This is a genomic window from Ruegeria sp. (assembly GCF_040830605.1).
Lineage (GTDB): Bacteria > Pseudomonadota > Alphaproteobacteria > Rhodobacterales > Rhodobacteraceae > Ruegeria.
The window spans coordinates 115,925-132,643 of sequence record NZ_JBFOMD010000001.1 but is presented as its reverse complement, the minus strand read 5'-3'; the positions used below and the strand labels follow the sequence as shown (position 1 = coordinate 132,643).

Sequence of the window (16,719 nt, the reverse complement as noted above, 5' to 3'; positions counted from 1 at the left end):
ATCATTTGTCGAGAAAAATGCCTTTGTAAATAGGACCGTTTCCGAGGAGCCTGGCTTGAGTAAATTCTATCCGAGGCAATCATGCCGAACCCCGTCACCCGGCGAGGACGCAAAAACCGCGCCAACGCGGCAGCTCAGCCGGATGCAAACCCACCGGTCTGGCCCGGGGTTGTTGGCGGCCGGTTCAAACCGCTGTCGGATGATGAAGTCGCGCTGGTCGAAAATGCTACGCTTGACTTGCTCGAAACCCTGGGGTTGAGCCAGGCAACCGAAGCCATGATCGACAAGGTCACTGCCGCCGGGGGCAGAGTGACCGACGACAAACGCCTACTGTTTCCCAGAAAACTGGTTCGCGAAACCATCGCCAACGCGCGGCGGGATTTCACCCTGTGCGGCCAGACCCCTGAACATGATCTGCGAATCGAAGGGGCACGGGTACACATGTCGACTGGAGGCGCGGCCCCCGGTGTCTTCGATCTAGATACCGGGGTCTATCGGGACTCATCACTGCAGGATCTCTACGATGCCGCCCGCATCACCGACCGGATGGAGAACATTCATCACTTCAGCCGTTCGGTCGTTGCCCGCGACCTGCCCGACAACGCGGCGATGGACATCAACACCGCCTATGCCTGCCTGATGGGCACGTCGAAACATGTCTCAATCTCGATCACCGAACCCGCCAATGTCGCCGATGTCGCGGCGCTCTGCTACCGGATCGCAGGGGGCGAGGCGGCGTTTCGGGCGCGGCCCTTTTTGACGGTCATGGTCTGTCATGTGGTGCCGCCGATGCGCTTCGCCGAAGAGGCCTGCGACGTGCTGGACGCGGCGATCCTTGCGGGCTTTCCCGTGCAACTGATCAGCGCCGGACAGGCCGGAGCGACAAGCCCCGCCACCATTGCCGGTTCACTGGCGCAGGCGGTGGCCGAAACACTGGCCGGGCTGGTCTTTGCGCGGCTGGTCGACCCTGAGGTGCGGGCCATTTTCGCCCCCAAGCCGCTGGTTGCGGATCTGCGGACCGGATCGATGTCCGGTGGCGGTGGCGAGCAGGCGATCCTCATGGCAGGTGCCGCACAGATGGGGCGCCATTGGAACCTGCCCACCAGTTCCATCGCGGGGATCACCGATGCCAAGACGCTGGATGCGCAATACGGCTCAGAAAAAGCCTTGGCCGTGACAATGGCGGCCCATGCAGGCGCTAACCTGATCACGCAGGCTGCGGGCATGATGTCGAGCCTCTTGGGCGTCAGCCACGCCGCCTATGTGGCCGACAACGACATGTTGGGAAACATACTGCGCACCGTGCGCGGGATCGAAGCGACACCAGAAAACGTTGCCGCCGACGTCATCGCAGGCGTGTGCCGGGGCGAAGGTCACTACCTGGGCCAGCAACACACGTTCGAACGTATGAAAGCCGACTATTTCTACCCGAATGTCGGAGATCGGCGCGCTCCGGGGGATTGGGAGGCCGACGGCGCCCACCCGGTCGGAGACGCGGCGGGCGACCGGGCAAAAGAGATCCTCACCAGCCATTTCCCCGCGCATATCGACGACGACACGGACCGCGCATTGCGGGCCCGGTTCGACATCCGCCTGAGCCGGAAACAGATCGGGAGGGCAAGCTGATGACCCAATTGCGCGACACCGCCGGAAACGCCAACTGGACCACCCGGGCCCGCGCCGTGATCCCCGGCGGCGCCAGTCACGAATTCCGCTACCGACAGCCGCACGCGATCTATTTCACCCGGGCGAAGGGCGCGGAAAAATGGGACGTGGAAGGCAAGCGCTATATCGATTTCAAGCTGGGCGCGGCGAGCCAGATTCTGGGCCATGCCCACCCCGAGATCGCCGTGGCCGTGGCCCGGCAGATGCATCAGATGCCCTATACCGGCGATTGCCATCCGCTTGAGGTCGAATGGGCCGAATGGCTCTGCCGCCTGTTTCCCTCGGCCGAGCGGGTACGTTTCACCGGATCGGGTAGCGAGGCGACCATGCTGGCGTTGCGGGTCGCCCGGGCCCATAGCGGCAGGGAGAAAGTGCTGCGGATCGACGGGCATTTCCACGGCTGGCACGACCTGCTGCTGACCGGGGCGAAGCCCGGCACCGACACGCCGCCCTCTCTGGGCGTGCCGCAGGCAATGTCCGATCTGACCGTGGTCGCGCCGCCCGAACTTGCCCGGATCGGCGAAATTTTGGCGCAGGACACCGGGATCGGCACGATCTTCGTCGAAGCGTCGGGCGCAAACTATGGCTCCGTCCCTCTGCCCGATGGGTTCCTGCAGGGCATCCGCCGTCTCGCGGACGATCTCGACCGGGTGCTGGTCTTTGACGAGGTCATCACCGGCCTGCGCTGGTCGCCGGGCGGGCGGCAAGCGCTCGACGGGGTGGTGCCGGACCTCACCACGCTGGCCAAGATCGCCACCGGCGGGCTACCCGGCGGCGCGCTGGTCGGGAAGGCCGAACTGATGGAGCTTCTTAGCCCGCTCGAGGTGCGCGACGGCCTCACCCCCCCGGTCAGCCACAAGGGCACGTTCAACGCAGCACCAATGGTGGCCGCTGGGGCGATCCGCGCGATGGAAATTCTGTCAACCGGCGAGGTGCAGGCGCATGCGGATGCCATGGCCGCCCGGCTGCGCGACGGCTTCAACGGCGTTTTCGCCCGCCACGGCCTTGCCGCAACGGCCTATGGCAACAGCTCCACCTGCCATCTCTATTTCGGCGGCCCCTCGGTCACCGGGCTGGATGCCGCAACGATCCGCAAGGTGCCGCCCGGGCTGGTCAAGGGACTGAAGGACGGGTTGCTGGAACGTGGGGTCGATTTCATGTCCCACACTTCCTGCGTTACCGGGCTGCCGCACACACCGGACCTCGTGGACGAAGCGGTGGCCGCCTTTGACGCCGTGATCGGCGATCTGATCCGCGATGGAGTGCTCGCATGACCCTGCCCACCCATGCCCGCACCGTCGTCATCGGGGGCGGCATCATCGGCTGTTCCATCGCTTACCATCTCGCCCGTGAGGGGCGGCAGGATATCGTGGTGCTGGAACGCTCGAAACTGACCAGCGGCACCTCCTGGCATGCCGCTGGCCTGGTCCGCCGCCTGCGCCCCTCGGCCACGCTGACGAAACTCATCAACTACTCGATCGACCTCTACGGCGCGTTGGAAGGCGAGACCGGGCAGGCCACCGGCTGGGTCCAGACCGGATCGCTGACGCTTGCCACCAACCCGGACCGGCTGACCAACATTAAACGGCAGGTCAGCCTGGGCCGCGCCTTCGGGCTTGAGGCTGAGGTGGTCGATGCGGGCCAGGCCAGGGAACTCTGGCCCCTGATCGAAACTGATGACGTTATCGGCGCGGTCTGGTCGCCTGCGGATGGCCGGGTGAACCCGTCCGACGTGGCGCTGGCGCTGTCGAAGGGAGCGAAGGCGCGTGGCGTGCGGTTCTTTGAGGACACACTCGTGACCGGTCTGCGCAAGACGGGCGGGCGGATCAGCGGTGTCGAGGTGGGTTCGCATCTGATCGAGGCCGAGGAAGTGGTGATCGCCTGCGGGCTCTGGTCGCGCGAGGTCGCGGCGATGGCTGGCGCCCACATGCCTCTTTTTGCCTGCGAACATTTCTACATCCTGACCAAGCCGCTGGCAGAGGTGCAGGCACTGGGCAAGGGCACCCATCTACCGACGCTCAACGATCAGGATGCCTTCCTCTATACTCGCGACGATGTCGAAGGGTTGCTGGTGGGCAGTTTCGAGCCCCACGCCAAGGGCCTGCCGCTCGACCGCCTGCCCGCCGATTTCAGCTTTGACCTGCTGGATGAGGACTGGGATCATTTCATGCCGATGATGGAAAACGCGCTGCACCGCATCCCGGCGCTGGAGCGCGCCGAGGTGCGGATGCTGCTGAACGGGCCGGAAAGCTTCACGCTTGACAGCCAGTTCATGATGGGTGAAAGCCCAGAGGTGCCGGGATTGTTCCTGCTCGGCGGCATGAACTCCACCGGGATCGCGCTGGCCGGTGGCGCGGGCCGGGCGATGGCCGAATGGATCATTACGGGCGAACCGACGATGGAACTGGCCGAGGCCGATATCCGCCGCTTTGGTCCCGAGATGAACGTGTTGGCCGCGCTTGAGGCGCGTATCCCCGAGGTGCTGGGCCGCCACTACGACAACCCGTATCCGGGCCGGGCGATGGAAACCGCGCGGGGACAGCGCCGCTCGCCCATCCATGCCGGGCTGGTGGCCGCCGGGGCCCGGTTCGAAGCGCGCGGCGGCTGGGAAAGGGCGGTGCATTTCGGCGGAGCTGCGGCGCATCTGCCGCTGACGTTCGGAGTGCCTAAATGGCGCGAACAGGTGGGGCATGAGGTTGAGGCCTGCCGCAGTGGCGCGGCCATTCTGGACCAATCCGCCTTTGGCAAAATCTGGGTGCACGGGCCGGATGCGTGCGCCTTTCTCAACCGCCTCTGCACCGCGCAGATGGACATTTCCGTGGGCCGGATCGCCTATACCCAGATCCTCAACGCGCGCGGTGGCATCGAAAGCGACCTTACCGTTCAGCGGCATGGCCCCGAGACCTATCTGATGATCGTTGGTGCTGGAGAGGTCGTGCGGGATCTCAAGCGGATGCGCGAGACCAAGGGCGGATCCCGGGTGGAATTCGCAGACGTGACCAGCGGTTACGCGATCCTCGGACTGGCGGGCGCAAGGGCGCATGAGGTGCTGCAAGCGTGTTCGAACACGCGTGTGCCCCAACTCAAACGTTTCCACTTCGCCCCGGTCGAGATCGGCCTTGCCTGCGGCTGGGTCGGGCGGCTGTCGTTTACGGGCGAGGATGGCTACGAACTGTACATTCCCTCCGACATGGCCGCAGCCGCGCATGAGGCGCTGGTCGCGGCAGGGGCGAGCCATGCGGGGCTCTATGCGTCCGGCAGCTTGCGCATCGAAAGCGGGTTTCGGGCCTTCGGACATGAACTCTCGCCCGGAACCACCCCGTTCGAGGCCGGTCTGGAGGCGTTTTGCGCCTGGGGCACGGGCTTTGTGGGCGAGGACGCGCTGTGCCATCTGTCGGGGGAAAGCGGTTTGGAAACCGCTTTTCAAGAGCCTTCGAAGGCTCTTGATCAAGGCGTTTCGAAACGCCTTGGCGCGGGACGTCGGATCGTTTCACTCCTGTTCGACGACCCGGATGCGATCCCGATCCACGATGAGCCGGTCTGGTTCGATGGCCGCGTGGTAGGCCAGATCACCTCGGCCGCGTGGAGCTACCGCTTTGGCCACTCGGTCGCCTTGGCCATAGTCGACGCGGCGCTCGACCGGCTTGCCTCCGAACCGGTCGTGGACGGGCTAGAGGTTGAAATAGCCTGCACCCGGTTCACCGCCCGCGCCTCACTCAAACCTGCCAAGGAGGCGTTTGCATGAGCGACACCACCCGCACCACGCAAGTCGCCATCATCGGGGGCGGCATCATGGGCGTCGCCGCGCAGTTTCAACTGGCCGAGAACGGCTGGACCGACACGATCCTTTTTGAAAAGGCGGAGCTGACCAGCGGCTCGACCTGGCACGCCGCTGGTCAGATCGCCCATGCCGTCGGCAGCCGCATCGCGGGCTGGATCAATAAGACCTCGATCGAGACCTACAAGCGGGTCGAGGCCGAAACGGGTCAGTCCATCGGCTGGCACGAGGTCGGCGGCTTCCGTATCGCCACCACCGACGACGAGGTCGACTGGATGAAGTCGATCTTGGGCGTGGGCCGTTTGCTCGATCTGCCGATGGAGCTTGTGGGCCCGGAGGAGGTCGCCAAAGGCAACCCGTTCTACAAGGTCGATGACGTCAAGGCTGCCGTGCAGACCTTCAAGGACGGTCACATCGACCCTTCAGGTGTAACAATGGCGCTGGCGGCGGCAAGCCGGTCGCGCGGGGCCCGGATCGAACGACGCAACCTTGTGACGGGCGCCGGCCGCAAAGGCATTGCCTGGCACCTGCACACCGAGCAGGGCGATGTGCTGGCCGAACATGTGGTGATCGCCGCAGGATCCTACGCCAATCAGGTCGGAGAATGGTTCGGATTGAAAATCCCCTCCGTCTCCTGCCTGCACCACTACCTTGTCACCGACACCGTGCCGGAATTCGCTGGTCGCCCCGAGTTTCCGGTGATGCGCGACAATGCCTTTGGCGGCTATATCCGGCAGGAACAGCAATCCGGGCTGATCGGCATTTACGAAGGTCATCGCTGCCCCACCGTCTGGGAAATGCCCGAGGGCGCGCCCTGGGCGGCTGAGAATGAGCTGTTCGAGGCCGATTACGACTCGATTGGCGATTTCCTGATGGTGGCCTTCGGCAAGATGCCGATCCTTGCCGATCTCGGGATCAAACGCGTCGTGCGCGGGGCGATCACCCACACGCCCGATGGCGGCATGCTGGTGGGACCCTCCGGGGCGCCTAATGTGTGGCTGGCCTGCGGGTCCTCCATCGGGCTGGCCTGGGGCGGTGGCGCGGGCAAGGTGCTGGCCCACTGGATGGTGCATGGCGAGACACCGATCAACACCCGCTCCCTCGACCCGCGCCGCTATGGCGATTTCGCAACCGACGCGTTCATCGTCGAACGCACCACAGACGAGTTCATGCGCCGCCATGACACGCCGTGCCCCGGCAAACAGTTCGCAAGCCTGAGGCCGGTCAGGCGCCATCCGCTCTATGACCGGCTGGCCGCCAAGGGCGCCGTGTTCGGAGAGATCGCCGGCTGGGAACGCCCGCGCTATTTCGGCGCGGTCGGCGAGACCGAACAGATCGGCTGGGGGCGCCCGCCCTGGCACGAGAACGCTAAGGCCGAGGCCATGGCGACCCGCCGCGCAGCGGGCGTGATCGACCTCTGCGCCTTTGCCCAGTTCAAGATCACGGGCAGGGATGCGGACCGTCTGCTCGGCCGGCTTTCGGCGAACCGCATCCCACGCTCGGACGGTCGGATCAGCCTCAACCACCTATTGACCGAACAGGGCCGGTTCGAGACCGAAATCACGATCTGGCGTATGGGCGAGAACCGCTATTTCACCGGCTCAGCCATCGCTCGCGCGGGGCCGGATTTCGACTGGATCCGCACGCATATCCGTCCCGGCGAGGATGTGACGATGATCAACCGCAGCGCCGATTGGGGCATGCTGGCCCTGTCCGGCCCTGCCTCACGCCGCATCCTGCGCGATCTGACCGATGGCGATCTCTCCAACGCGGCCTTTCCGCGGCTGTCGGGTCAGGAAATCGAGGTGGCGGGGGTGCCCTGTTACGCCCTGCGGGTCTCATTCGTGGGCGAACTGGGCTGGGAGCTGCACGCGCCGCTCGACCGCATCGCCGAGCTTTATGACGCCCTCTTCGCAGCTGGTGAAAAGCACGGGTTAACCGATCTGGGGTCATACGCTTTCAACGGCATGCGAATGGAAAAGGCCTATCGCGCCAGCGCCGAGCTGACCACCGATATAGGGCCGTTCGACATCGGCCTTGACCGGTTCGTTGTGACCGACGGGCGCGACTTTGTCGGCAAGCAGGCGCTTCTGTCCCGGGCACCGGAATGGGAGTTGCTCTATGCCGAACTGCACGCCGAGGGGATCGACATTCATGGGGGCGAACCGGTGCTGCTGGGGGATCGGGTTGTCGGGCTGACAACCTCGGGCGGGTATGGTTACACGGTCGGCAAATCGCTCGGCTGGCTGTTTGTCCGCAAGGGCACCCCGCGCGACGGGTTGGCCGTGCAAATCCTCAACGCCACCCACCTTGTAACCATCCACGACACCGCGCTGTTCGACCCCGAGAACCTGCGCCCGAGATCCGAGGAGTGACCATATGACCACCATCAACGGAGGTGAGGCCGTCTATCGCGTCCTCAAGGCCAACGGGATCGATACGGTGTTCGGCTTGCTCGGCGGTTCAATGCTCGAGCTTTATGATGCCCTGCACAAGGGCGGCGAGATCGCCTATGTCGGCGCCCGGGACGAGCGTGCGGCGGGTCATATGGCGGATGCCTGGGCGCGGATGACCGGCAAACCGGGCGTGGTGCTGGGCGCTCAGGCGGGTCCCGGTGTCGTCAACATCGTCACTGCCGTGGCCGAGGCGCATCTGGCCTACTCGCCGCTGGTGGTCATCGCCGGGGCGATCACGCGGGCCGATCAGGCCAAGGACACCTTTCAGGAGGTCGACCAGGTCGCGCTGTTTCAACCCATCTGCAAGCGCTCGGTGATGGTGACCGACCCCGTGCGGCTTGTACCGATGCTGGAAGACGCGATCCGGCTGGCCAATTCGGGACGCCGCGGGCCTGTCGTGCTGCACGTGCCGCGCGATATCTTCGCGGCGGACATGCCCTCCGTGGACCCTCAACCGGTCAGGATCGCCCGCCCGGGACCGGCAGCGTCGGAAGATATAGCTGCCATCGCGTCCCTCCTCGGCGCCGCGCAGCGCCCGGTCATCTTCGCCGGGGCCGGGTTCAAATGGGGGCATGGGCGTGACGCTCTCGTTGCACTGGCCGAAGCGCTGGAAGTTCCGGTCGTGGCCTCGACCGGTCATGCCGACGTGATGCCGCATCGCCATCCATGGTTCGCCGGGCAGGCCGGGCCGCGCGGCAACCGGGTGGCCAGCAGACTGACGAAAGAGGCTGATGTCATGGTCGTGCTCGGGGCGCGGTTGGGGTTCAACTCGACCTTTCATTCGAACGACTATGTAGGCGAACACACCCGGATTGCCCATGTCGATATCGAAGGCTCTGCCGTGGGTCGTTATTTCCCTGCCGAAATCGCGGCGCAGGGGGATGCCCGCCTGACGGCGGAGGCACTGCGCGAGGTCACGTCAAGGCCCGATTGCGACGACTGGCGCAAGAGCTTTCAAGCAGACATGGAGGACCTGTGGGCGGAGCGAGCCGAAGAGGGCCAGATCGACACCATGCCGCTGCACCCGCGCCGGGCGCTGGCCGAGATACGGGGCGCCCTGCCCGAGGATGCCATCGCTACGCTCGACACCGGCAACACCTGCCTACAGGCCGCCGACCGGCTGGCCCACTACGCGCCGCTGTCTCTGATCACCCCGCTCGATTTCGGGCTTGTCGGCTTCGGCCTCGCCGCCGCCATCGGCGCCAAGGCCGCTGCCCCGGACCGCCCGGTGGTGGCGATCATGGGCGACGGCGCCATAGGCTATACGATGATGGAGATTCAGACCGCCGTTTCGCATAATCTGCCGGTGGTTGTCGTCGTACTCGACAATCAGGCCTGGGGCGCCGAGAAGGCCTATCAGCGGGAGTTTTTTGGTGGCCGCCTTCTGGGCGCCGAAATCCGCTCACCCCGCTTCGACCACTTCGCGGAAAGCTGCGGCGGCAAGGGCATCTGGGTGGACGGTCCGGGTGGCATGGGACCGGCCATCAAAGAGGCGCTGGACAGCGGACAGACCACCGTCATTCAGGCCCGGATCGATCCCGGCGCGCTAATGACCCTGCGCAAGGATCTGTTTAAGGCAACGGGAAAGGAGTGACCCCAAGCCAGTCTGGGACACGATCATCGTCGGGGTGACCTCACGCTTGGCCGATATTTGCGCCGGCGATTTTTAGCGCCCACTCGCGCCCATGAAACGGGCCGCAACGTCTGGCGCAACCGGCTCAGACCACACATAACGCGGCTCCCCAACTGTCGGCATTCTCCTCATATGGATCGGTCACATACCGACGACCAAGATATTTGGCTGGCCGTTCACCGTATTTTGGTCAAATCTGTGCACGGGAGGAAACAGTGATGCAGAAGCGACAAGATCGGCGCCGCCCGCCCGGGCCAGAGGTTCACCAGCAATGAACCGTCGCGACAAAGGCATGGAGATCCGCCGCGCGGTTCTGGGCGACGCCCATGTGGACCGCGCCGAGGCTGCCAAAACCGATCTGGACACCCCGTTTCAGGACCTGATCACCGAGGCCGCATGGGGCACCGTCTGGGCCAGCGATGGCATCTCCCTGCGCGAACGCTCGATGCTGACCCTGGCCCTGCTGGCCGCCACCGGGAATTTTGACGAAATCCCCATGCATATCCGCGCCACCGCCCGGACCGGGGCATCAAAACAGGACGTGCTCGAAACCTTCCAGCATGTGGCTATCTACGCCGGTGTGCCCCGCGCCAACCATGCGCTGAAACTGGCCAAGGCCACCTATGCCGAGATGGAGGCAGAGCCATGACCAAATCCGCCGAATTCTACGCCCGCGACCGGCGCTGGCACCCGCCCGCCTATGCGCGCGACTACAAGACCTCGGTCACCCGCTCACCGCAATACGCGGCGATCAGCCTGGAAAACACCGTCTCGGAAATCACCGGCCCGGTCTTCGGACACAGTGATATCGACCCGCTCGACAACGACCTGCTGGCAAACTTTGCACAACCGGGCCAGAGCCCCATCGGCGAGCGCATCATCGTGCACGGGCGGGTGCTGGACGAAAACGCACAGCCTGTGCCCAATACGCTGGTCGAGATCTGGCAGGCCAACGCCTCGGGCCGCTACCGGCACCGCAAGGACACCTATCTGGGCGCGCTCGATCCCAATTTCGGCGGCTGCGGACGGACATTAACCGACGCCGAGGGCCGCTATCATTTCCGCACCGTCAAACCCGGCGCCTATCCGTGGCGCAACTGGATCAACGACTGGCGGCCCGCGCATATTCATGTCTCGGTCTTCGGCACCGGCTTTGCCCAGCGCATGATCACCCAGATGTATTTCGAGGGCGATCCGCTGATCGCCCGCTGCCCCATCGTCAACACCATCCCCGACCCGGCCGCCATCGACCGCCTGATCGCACCGCTCGATATGAACGCGACCATCCCGCTCGACACCATCGCCTACCGCTTCGACATCGTGCTGCGCGGGCGGCGTTCGACCCTGTTCGAAAACCGGTTGGAGGGGAACTGATGCCGCCCAAGCTGCCCTACCTCAAGGAAACCCCCTCGCAAACCGCCGGGCCATATGTCCATATCGGCCTCGCCCCCGGGGCGGCGGGGTTCGATATCTACGACCACGAGCTTGGCCATGACATCGCAGGCCCCAATGCGCGCGGCGAGCGTATCCGGGTCGAGGGGCTGGTGATCGACGGCACCGGCTCACCGGTCAGGGACGTGCTGCTCGAGGTCTGGCAGGCCAATGCGGACGGTATCTATGCCCATCCCGAACAGCCCGGCAAGACCGAGGGCGGCTTTCGCGGCTGGGGCCGGGTGATCACCGATTTCGACACCGGAGAATGGGGTTTCGACACCGTCAAACCCGGCCCGACCCCGGGGCGGAACGGCGCCGTTCAGGCCCCCCACATCAACCTCTGGATTGTGGCGCGCGGCATCAATCTGGGCCTCAACACCCGGCTCTATTTCAGCGACGAGGCCGAAGCCAACGCAACCGACCCGGTCCTAACCCTCATCGAATGGGAACGCCGCCGCGCCACCCTGATCGCCCAGCGGTCCGAGCGCGACGGCAAGGCGCTTTATCGGTTCGACATCAGGATACAGGGCGAGGAAGAAACCGTATTCTTCGACATCTGAACCGAGCTGTTACAAACCTAGGACCCCGCCCATGACCAAACCCTGCATCCTCTGCTGCGCCATCACCGGTTCCGTCCCCACCAAGGCCGCCAATCCGGCGGTCCCCACCTCGATCAGCGAACAGATCGAAAGCAGCCACGCAGCAGTCGAGGCGGGCGCATCGATCATCCACGCCCATGTGCGCAACGATGACGAGAGCCCCAGCTCGGACCCCGAGAAATTCGCGCTGCTGAAGGAAGGGCTGGAGAAACACTGCCCCGGCGTGATCATCCAGTTCTCGACCGGCGGCCGTTCGGGCTCAGGCCTGGAACGCGGCGGCATGCTGCCGCTGAAACCGGACATGGCCTCGCTGTCGGTCGGATCGAACAACTTCCCCACCAGGGTCTACGAGAACTCCCCCGACCTGATCGCGTGGCTCTCGTCCGAGATGATTAAATACGAAATCACCCCCGAAATCGAGGCCTTCGACCTCAGCCACATCCTGCACGCCATCCGCATGAGCGAGGCAGGTCTGCTCTATGGCAAGCTCTACGTGCAGTTCGTGATGGGCGTCAAAAACGCCATGCCCGCCGACCGCGAGGTGTTCGATTTCTACGCCAAGGTGATGCGCGAGCGCGCGCCGCATGCCGAATGGTGCGCTGCCGGGATCGGCCCAAACCAAATCACGGTCAACGAGTGGGCCATCGCAGCCGGAGGCCACACCCGCGCGGGCCTCGAGGACAATGTCCGCCTCGACAAACACACCCTCGCTCCCTCGAACGCCGCTCTGATCGCGCGCGCCGCAGACCTGTGCGAGAAATACGAGCGTCCTGTCGCCACCCCGGCCCAGGCCCGCACCATCCTCGACCTGCGCGCCGCCTAAACGAGGTTCCATTCCCGCTTCATCTTTTCAAAATACTCCGGGGAGCGCGAGGGGCTGGCCCCTCGCCGTCACGACGCCTCCCCGAGCGCAACGCTTGAAACCAACGGCCAAGCGGTCAGAGATCGATCTCAACCACGCCGCCCGCCTCTGCCGCGCGACTCTGGCACAGGATGATCGCCCCCTCACGCTGCTTCTTGGACAGCACGAAATCCCGGTGCTCGACCTCACCCGAGACGAGCCCGCATTTGCACACCCCGCAAATCCCGTCGGCACATTTCACGTCCACATGAATTCCCGCCTCGTTGAGCACCTGCGCCGCGTCCTTGTCCTCGGGCACGTGCAGTTCTTGCCCTGACCGGGCCAGCTTCACGGTGAATTCGAAATTCTCGTAATCCGGCTGCTCGGGCACCGAGAAATACTCCAGATGCCGCGCCTCCTCGGGGAACCCCTGCCGTTCGGCGGCCTGCATCACCCCGTCCATGTAGCGGTCCGGCCCGCAGGTGTAGACATGCCAGCCCTCGGCATACCCCGCCAGCACCGCATCCAGATCGGCCCGCGTGCCCTCATCGGAAAAATGCAGATGCACCTTGTCCGCCCAGGGGACCGCCGCCAGATCGTCCAGATACCCCGCCCCGGCGCGGGTGCTGGCCGAGTAATGCAGCTCGAATTCCGCGCCAAGCTGGTGCAACCGATGGGCAAACGCAATCATCGGCGTGATGCCGATCCCGCCGCCCATGAGGAACGTCTTTGTCGCGTTCTCGTCCAGCTCGAAATGGTTGATCGGCTTCGAGATGAAGACCTTTCGTCCCTCGCTGAAGATCCGGTGCAACAGAGCCGATCCACCCCGCCCCTCATCCTCGCGCAGCACGCCGATCTGATATTTCGACCGATCCGCCGGATCGCCGGACATCGAGTACTGCCGCAGGAACTCCGGCGCCACCAGCACATCCAGATGCGCCCCCGCTGTCCATTCCGGCAAAGGCGTGCCATTTGGCGCCGAGAACTCGTATTTGCTCACATCCGCCGTCATCTGCTCGACCCGGGTCAGTTCCACCCGCATCACCGGCGCATCGCCTGCAACCAAATAACGATGCACCGCCGACAGATCGCCCGCCGCCAGCCGCGCCTTGTATTCGTCGGCGCTCACCATCGCCTCATAGGCCGCGATCCCGGCCTCGCGATCCATCGCAAAGGGATAGGGCCACGGATGCGGCGCCAACGGCGCGGGATAGACCGCCAGCGTCTGATCCTCGTATTTCAGGTCCAGGTCCTTTTGCAGGTCCCGCCGGTTCAGCGGATGCTCCGAGGGCCGATACGCCCCATCCGCCTGCAGCTCGATATCCCACCACCATTTCTTGGTGTCGTTCAACCCGCCATTGCCCACCGCATCGTCCAGCTTGGCAAGCGCTGGTGCAGCGGACGGAATGTTCATCGCCGCCCAGCGGAACGGGCGTTCGGCAAACAGCCCTTCAAGGTTCCACGGGCAAGTCTTCATGCAGCGCCCGCACATCGCTCCACCCGGCGTGGTGATCCGGTAGGTGGCGCATTTCTGGCTGTCGGATTTCCAGATCTCATAGCCGTTGAACATCAGCTTCGGCCCGGCGGTGATCGCCCCCGACGGACACTCGCGTGCACATTTGTTGCAACTCTCGCAGAAGGTCTGCAGGCCGAAGTCGATGGGCTTGTCATGCGCCATCGGCATGTCGGTGGTCACTACACCCGATTTCAGGCGCGGCCCCAGATAGGGGTTCAGGATCACCTCTCCGATGCGGCTGATCTCACCCAACCCGCTCAGCAGCAAGAGCGGAGGTTGCAGCACCTCTCCATCCATCACCGTATGCGCCTTGGCCTTGTAGCCGACGTTGCGGATCTGCTGCGCGATCACGCCACCCAGCAGGGAAAACCGCAGATAAGCCCGCATGGATTGCGCCACACTGATCCAATCGTCACCGCTGGCACCCTCCATGGTCTCATAACCCTGATCAACAATCATCGACACCGCCTGATCATGCGGCGGCACGATCTCTTCGCCGGTGGCATCGTGTGAATACCAAATCCATTCCGGACACCGGCTGAGCCCCACCGCGTCGATGCCCAAGAAATAGCTCGCCGCCTTCACGTTCGCCGCGTTGCGCTCCGCATCGGTGGGCTTGGCCACATCGGCGCTCTCGCCGTCCTGCAACAAAACAAACGCCCCCAGCGCCCGCCGCTGTGCAAAACTGGGCGCCGCCTTGCGCGCGTAATGCCCGCCCTTGGCCCCGTCTTGTAATGCCTTCCCCATGTCCCCGAACTGCGCCCGTGCAAACATGTCGGCCCGCTTTGGCACCCGGGCCACATTGGCCTCGTCGATATAAGTGGTGGGTTCATCGACCCGCTCGAGCTTCTCGAACGGGTGCGCGCCGTCCATATAACGGCGCCGGGCATAAGGATCGCGGTTCAGCGCATTCTTGGCAAAGCCCGCACCCAGCCACCATGCGGGGCCCTTCGTGCGGAACCACGGCTGCTCCCCCATCGGCACCAGAGGCCAGTCATGGGCAATCTCCATCTCGGTCGTCACCGCCGCCAGCCCGAACCTCTGCCCCAGCCACGGCGCCACCAGCGCCCCGTCCTCGGCCGAGACCAGCCCCGCCGCCACCGCCAGCCGCCCCAGATCGACATCCGAGGAGGTCACCGTGTGCGCCCGCGCATCAAACCCCAAAAGGCGGATGTAATTGGCGATCACCACCGCATTCTCGGTGGCCAGCAGACAGGCGCGATGATCCTGCGCATCCATGATCCACTCCGCTCCGGGCTCGCCCGGTTCGGGGTCGCGGTTGTGCTCATACAAGAACACGATGGCATGGCGATGGCTGTCGATGGTGGTGGGCTCCGCCTCCATGCTCTCCTTGAGGTCGGCCATGATCACGTCGATGCCCGAGGCCAGCGTCTTGGTCTGCCGCGTCTTCAACGCATGGGACAACCGGTCGATATCCGGGTTTCGGCGCGGCTCGGCCAGCAGGGCCTGTACCGGCAACGGGCCGCAGCCCATCATTGGGGCATCGTTGAAATACCCGAACGCTTTCAGATGGTTGGCGCGTTCCTGCGGATCGCCCGGGATCTCCGCCATGGCCGGGTTCACGAACCCGTCCCGGATCGCATCCATCATCGCCTGAAACTCGCCCATGGCATTGACGATGCTCTCAGGGTTTTCAGGCCGGTGAAAACTCAGCTCCGCCATTTCCGGCACGACGGACAGGTCCGGCATATCGGCACGCCGCCGCAACCGCTCAAGCGGGTACCGCCCCAGATGCACAGGCCGGTTCTTGTCCGAGAAAAAGCGGATGCCCATCGTCTCTCTCCTGTTCCTGCGCCTGACCTAACCCGGATTGGACAGCAAAACCATTCATGGCTAATCATAGATTTCATGAACAAAATCGATTTCACCGATCTCGACGGCAGGGTCCTGCGCACCTTTCTGACCATCCTCGAAGAAAGCTCGGTCTCCAAGGCCGCTGACCGGCTTGGCGTCACCCAATCGGCGGTCAGCCACACGCTGGGCAAGCTGCGCGCTGTGCTGGGCGACCCGCTGTTTGTGCGCTCGGGTCAAGGGCTGACCCCGACCGAACGGGCACTGGCGCTGAAGGAGCCGGTGCAGAAGGTGCTCGACGGGATGCGGGCGCTGACCGAGGGGCGACCCTTCGACCCGCAATCCGAAGAGATGCAGTTCCAAATCGCCGCCAACGACCTTCAGCGGGAACTGATCTTCCCGACCCTTTTGCGCGAAGCCCGAGCCGAGGGGATCCGCCTGCGCCTCGATTTCGTCCCTTCCGGTGTGCCGGACCCGGCAATCCTGCGCAACGACCGATGCCAGCTGATGCTGACCCCCCTGCCGCCCGACGGGCCGGATATCTTCCAGAAACGGCTGCTCACCAGCCCGCTGATGATCTACTACGATGCCGACCACCGCGATCCACCCGAAAGTTGGGAGGTTTATTGCGCCACCGAACATGTCGAAGTGCGCTTTGCCGATGGTCGCAGCGCCAAGGTGGTGATGCGCGGCGTGGACCAGAGCCAGATCCGCCCTGCCACGGTCACCCTACCACATTTCAACGCGATCCCGTCCTTCGTGAGGGGCGGAGACCTCATCTCAACCGACACCGCGCTGATGAGACAGGGACCACTCGCCAGCCTCGACAGCGCTCCGCTGCCCTTCGCCTGCGATCCGGTGTCGATCTACATGGTCTGGCACGAGCGCTCGACCGGCGATCCGGCGCATCGCTGGTTGCGGAACCGGATCGAACGGATCGCGGGGACAATGGCCGAGTGAAACACCGGGATTGGGCGCAACCAAG

General features: G+C 64.6%; 11 protein-coding genes. 10 read left to right on the top strand and 1 reads right to left on the bottom strand.

Going from position 1 to position 16,719, the window contains the following annotated elements:
• Positions 1-81: 81 nt before the first annotated feature.
• From AB3N21_RS00560 to AB3N21_RS00520, 9 genes are all read left to right on the top strand, one after another.
• Complete coding sequence (locus tag AB3N21_RS00560) at positions 82-1,626, top strand: trimethylamine methyltransferase family protein (RefSeq protein WP_367933377.1); 1,545 nt, start codon at positions 82-84, stop codon at positions 1,624-1,626.
• Positions 1,626-2,939: an aspartate aminotransferase family protein gene (locus tag AB3N21_RS00555; protein WP_367933376.1), complete on the top strand. Its 1,314-nt coding sequence runs from the start codon at positions 1,626-1,628 to the stop codon at positions 2,937-2,939. Before AB3N21_RS00560 ends, AB3N21_RS00555 begins: the two co-directional genes overlap by 1 nt.
• A complete protein-coding gene (locus tag AB3N21_RS00550) occupies positions 2,936-5,410 on the top strand; it encodes an FAD-dependent oxidoreductase (protein WP_367933375.1) in 2,475 nt (824 codons plus the stop codon). Before AB3N21_RS00555 ends, AB3N21_RS00550 begins: the two co-directional genes overlap by 4 nt.
• Positions 5,407-7,818 carry an FAD-dependent oxidoreductase gene (locus AB3N21_RS00545; RefSeq protein ID WP_367933374.1) on the top strand — a complete coding sequence of 804 codons (2,412 nt, stop codon included), beginning with the start codon at positions 5,407-5,409 and terminating at the stop codon, positions 7,816-7,818. Before AB3N21_RS00550 ends, AB3N21_RS00545 begins: the two co-directional genes overlap by 4 nt.
• Before the next feature lie 4 nt (positions 7,819-7,822).
• Positions 7,823-9,493 carry a thiamine pyrophosphate-binding protein gene (locus AB3N21_RS00540; protein WP_367933373.1) on the top strand — a complete coding sequence of 557 codons (1,671 nt, stop codon included), beginning with the start codon at positions 7,823-7,825 and terminating at the stop codon, positions 9,491-9,493.
• A gap of 310 nt (positions 9,494-9,803) precedes the next feature.
• Positions 9,804-10,181 carry a 4-carboxymuconolactone decarboxylase gene (gene pcaC / locus AB3N21_RS00535; protein WP_367933372.1) on the top strand — a complete coding sequence of 126 codons (378 nt, stop codon included), beginning with the start codon at positions 9,804-9,806 and terminating at the stop codon, positions 10,179-10,181.
• On the top strand, positions 10,178-10,906 hold the full coding sequence (gene pcaH, locus AB3N21_RS00530; protein ID WP_367933371.1) for a protocatechuate 3,4-dioxygenase subunit beta: 729 nt from the start codon (positions 10,178-10,180) through the stop codon (positions 10,904-10,906). Before pcaC ends, pcaH begins: the two co-directional genes overlap by 4 nt.
• Positions 10,906-11,526, top strand: a complete 621-nt coding sequence (pcaG, locus tag AB3N21_RS00525) for a protocatechuate 3,4-dioxygenase subunit alpha (protein WP_367933370.1) — start codon at positions 10,906-10,908, stop codon at positions 11,524-11,526. The genes pcaH and pcaG overlap by 1 nt, the downstream gene beginning before the upstream one ends.
• A 31-nt stretch (positions 11,527-11,557) precedes the next feature.
• Positions 11,558-12,388 carry a 3-keto-5-aminohexanoate cleavage protein gene (locus tag AB3N21_RS00520; protein WP_367933369.1) on the top strand — a complete coding sequence of 277 codons (831 nt, stop codon included), beginning with the start codon at positions 11,558-11,560 and terminating at the stop codon, positions 12,386-12,388.
• A gap of 115 nt (positions 12,389-12,503) precedes the next feature.
• Here the strand turns inward: AB3N21_RS00520 and AB3N21_RS00515 are convergent, their stop codons facing one another.
• Positions 12,504-15,716 carry a reductive dehalogenase gene (locus AB3N21_RS00515; protein WP_367933368.1) on the bottom strand — a complete coding sequence of 1,071 codons (3,213 nt, stop codon included), beginning with the start codon at positions 15,714-15,716 and terminating at the stop codon, positions 12,504-12,506.
• A 75-nt stretch (positions 15,717-15,791) separates the two neighbouring features.
• Here AB3N21_RS00515 and AB3N21_RS00510 point away from each other — a divergent pair, with 75 nt between their 5' ends.
• Positions 15,792-16,694, top strand: a complete 903-nt coding sequence (locus tag AB3N21_RS00510; protein ID WP_367933367.1) for a LysR family transcriptional regulator — start codon at positions 15,792-15,794, stop codon at positions 16,692-16,694.
• Positions 16,695-16,719 lie beyond the last annotated feature (25 nt).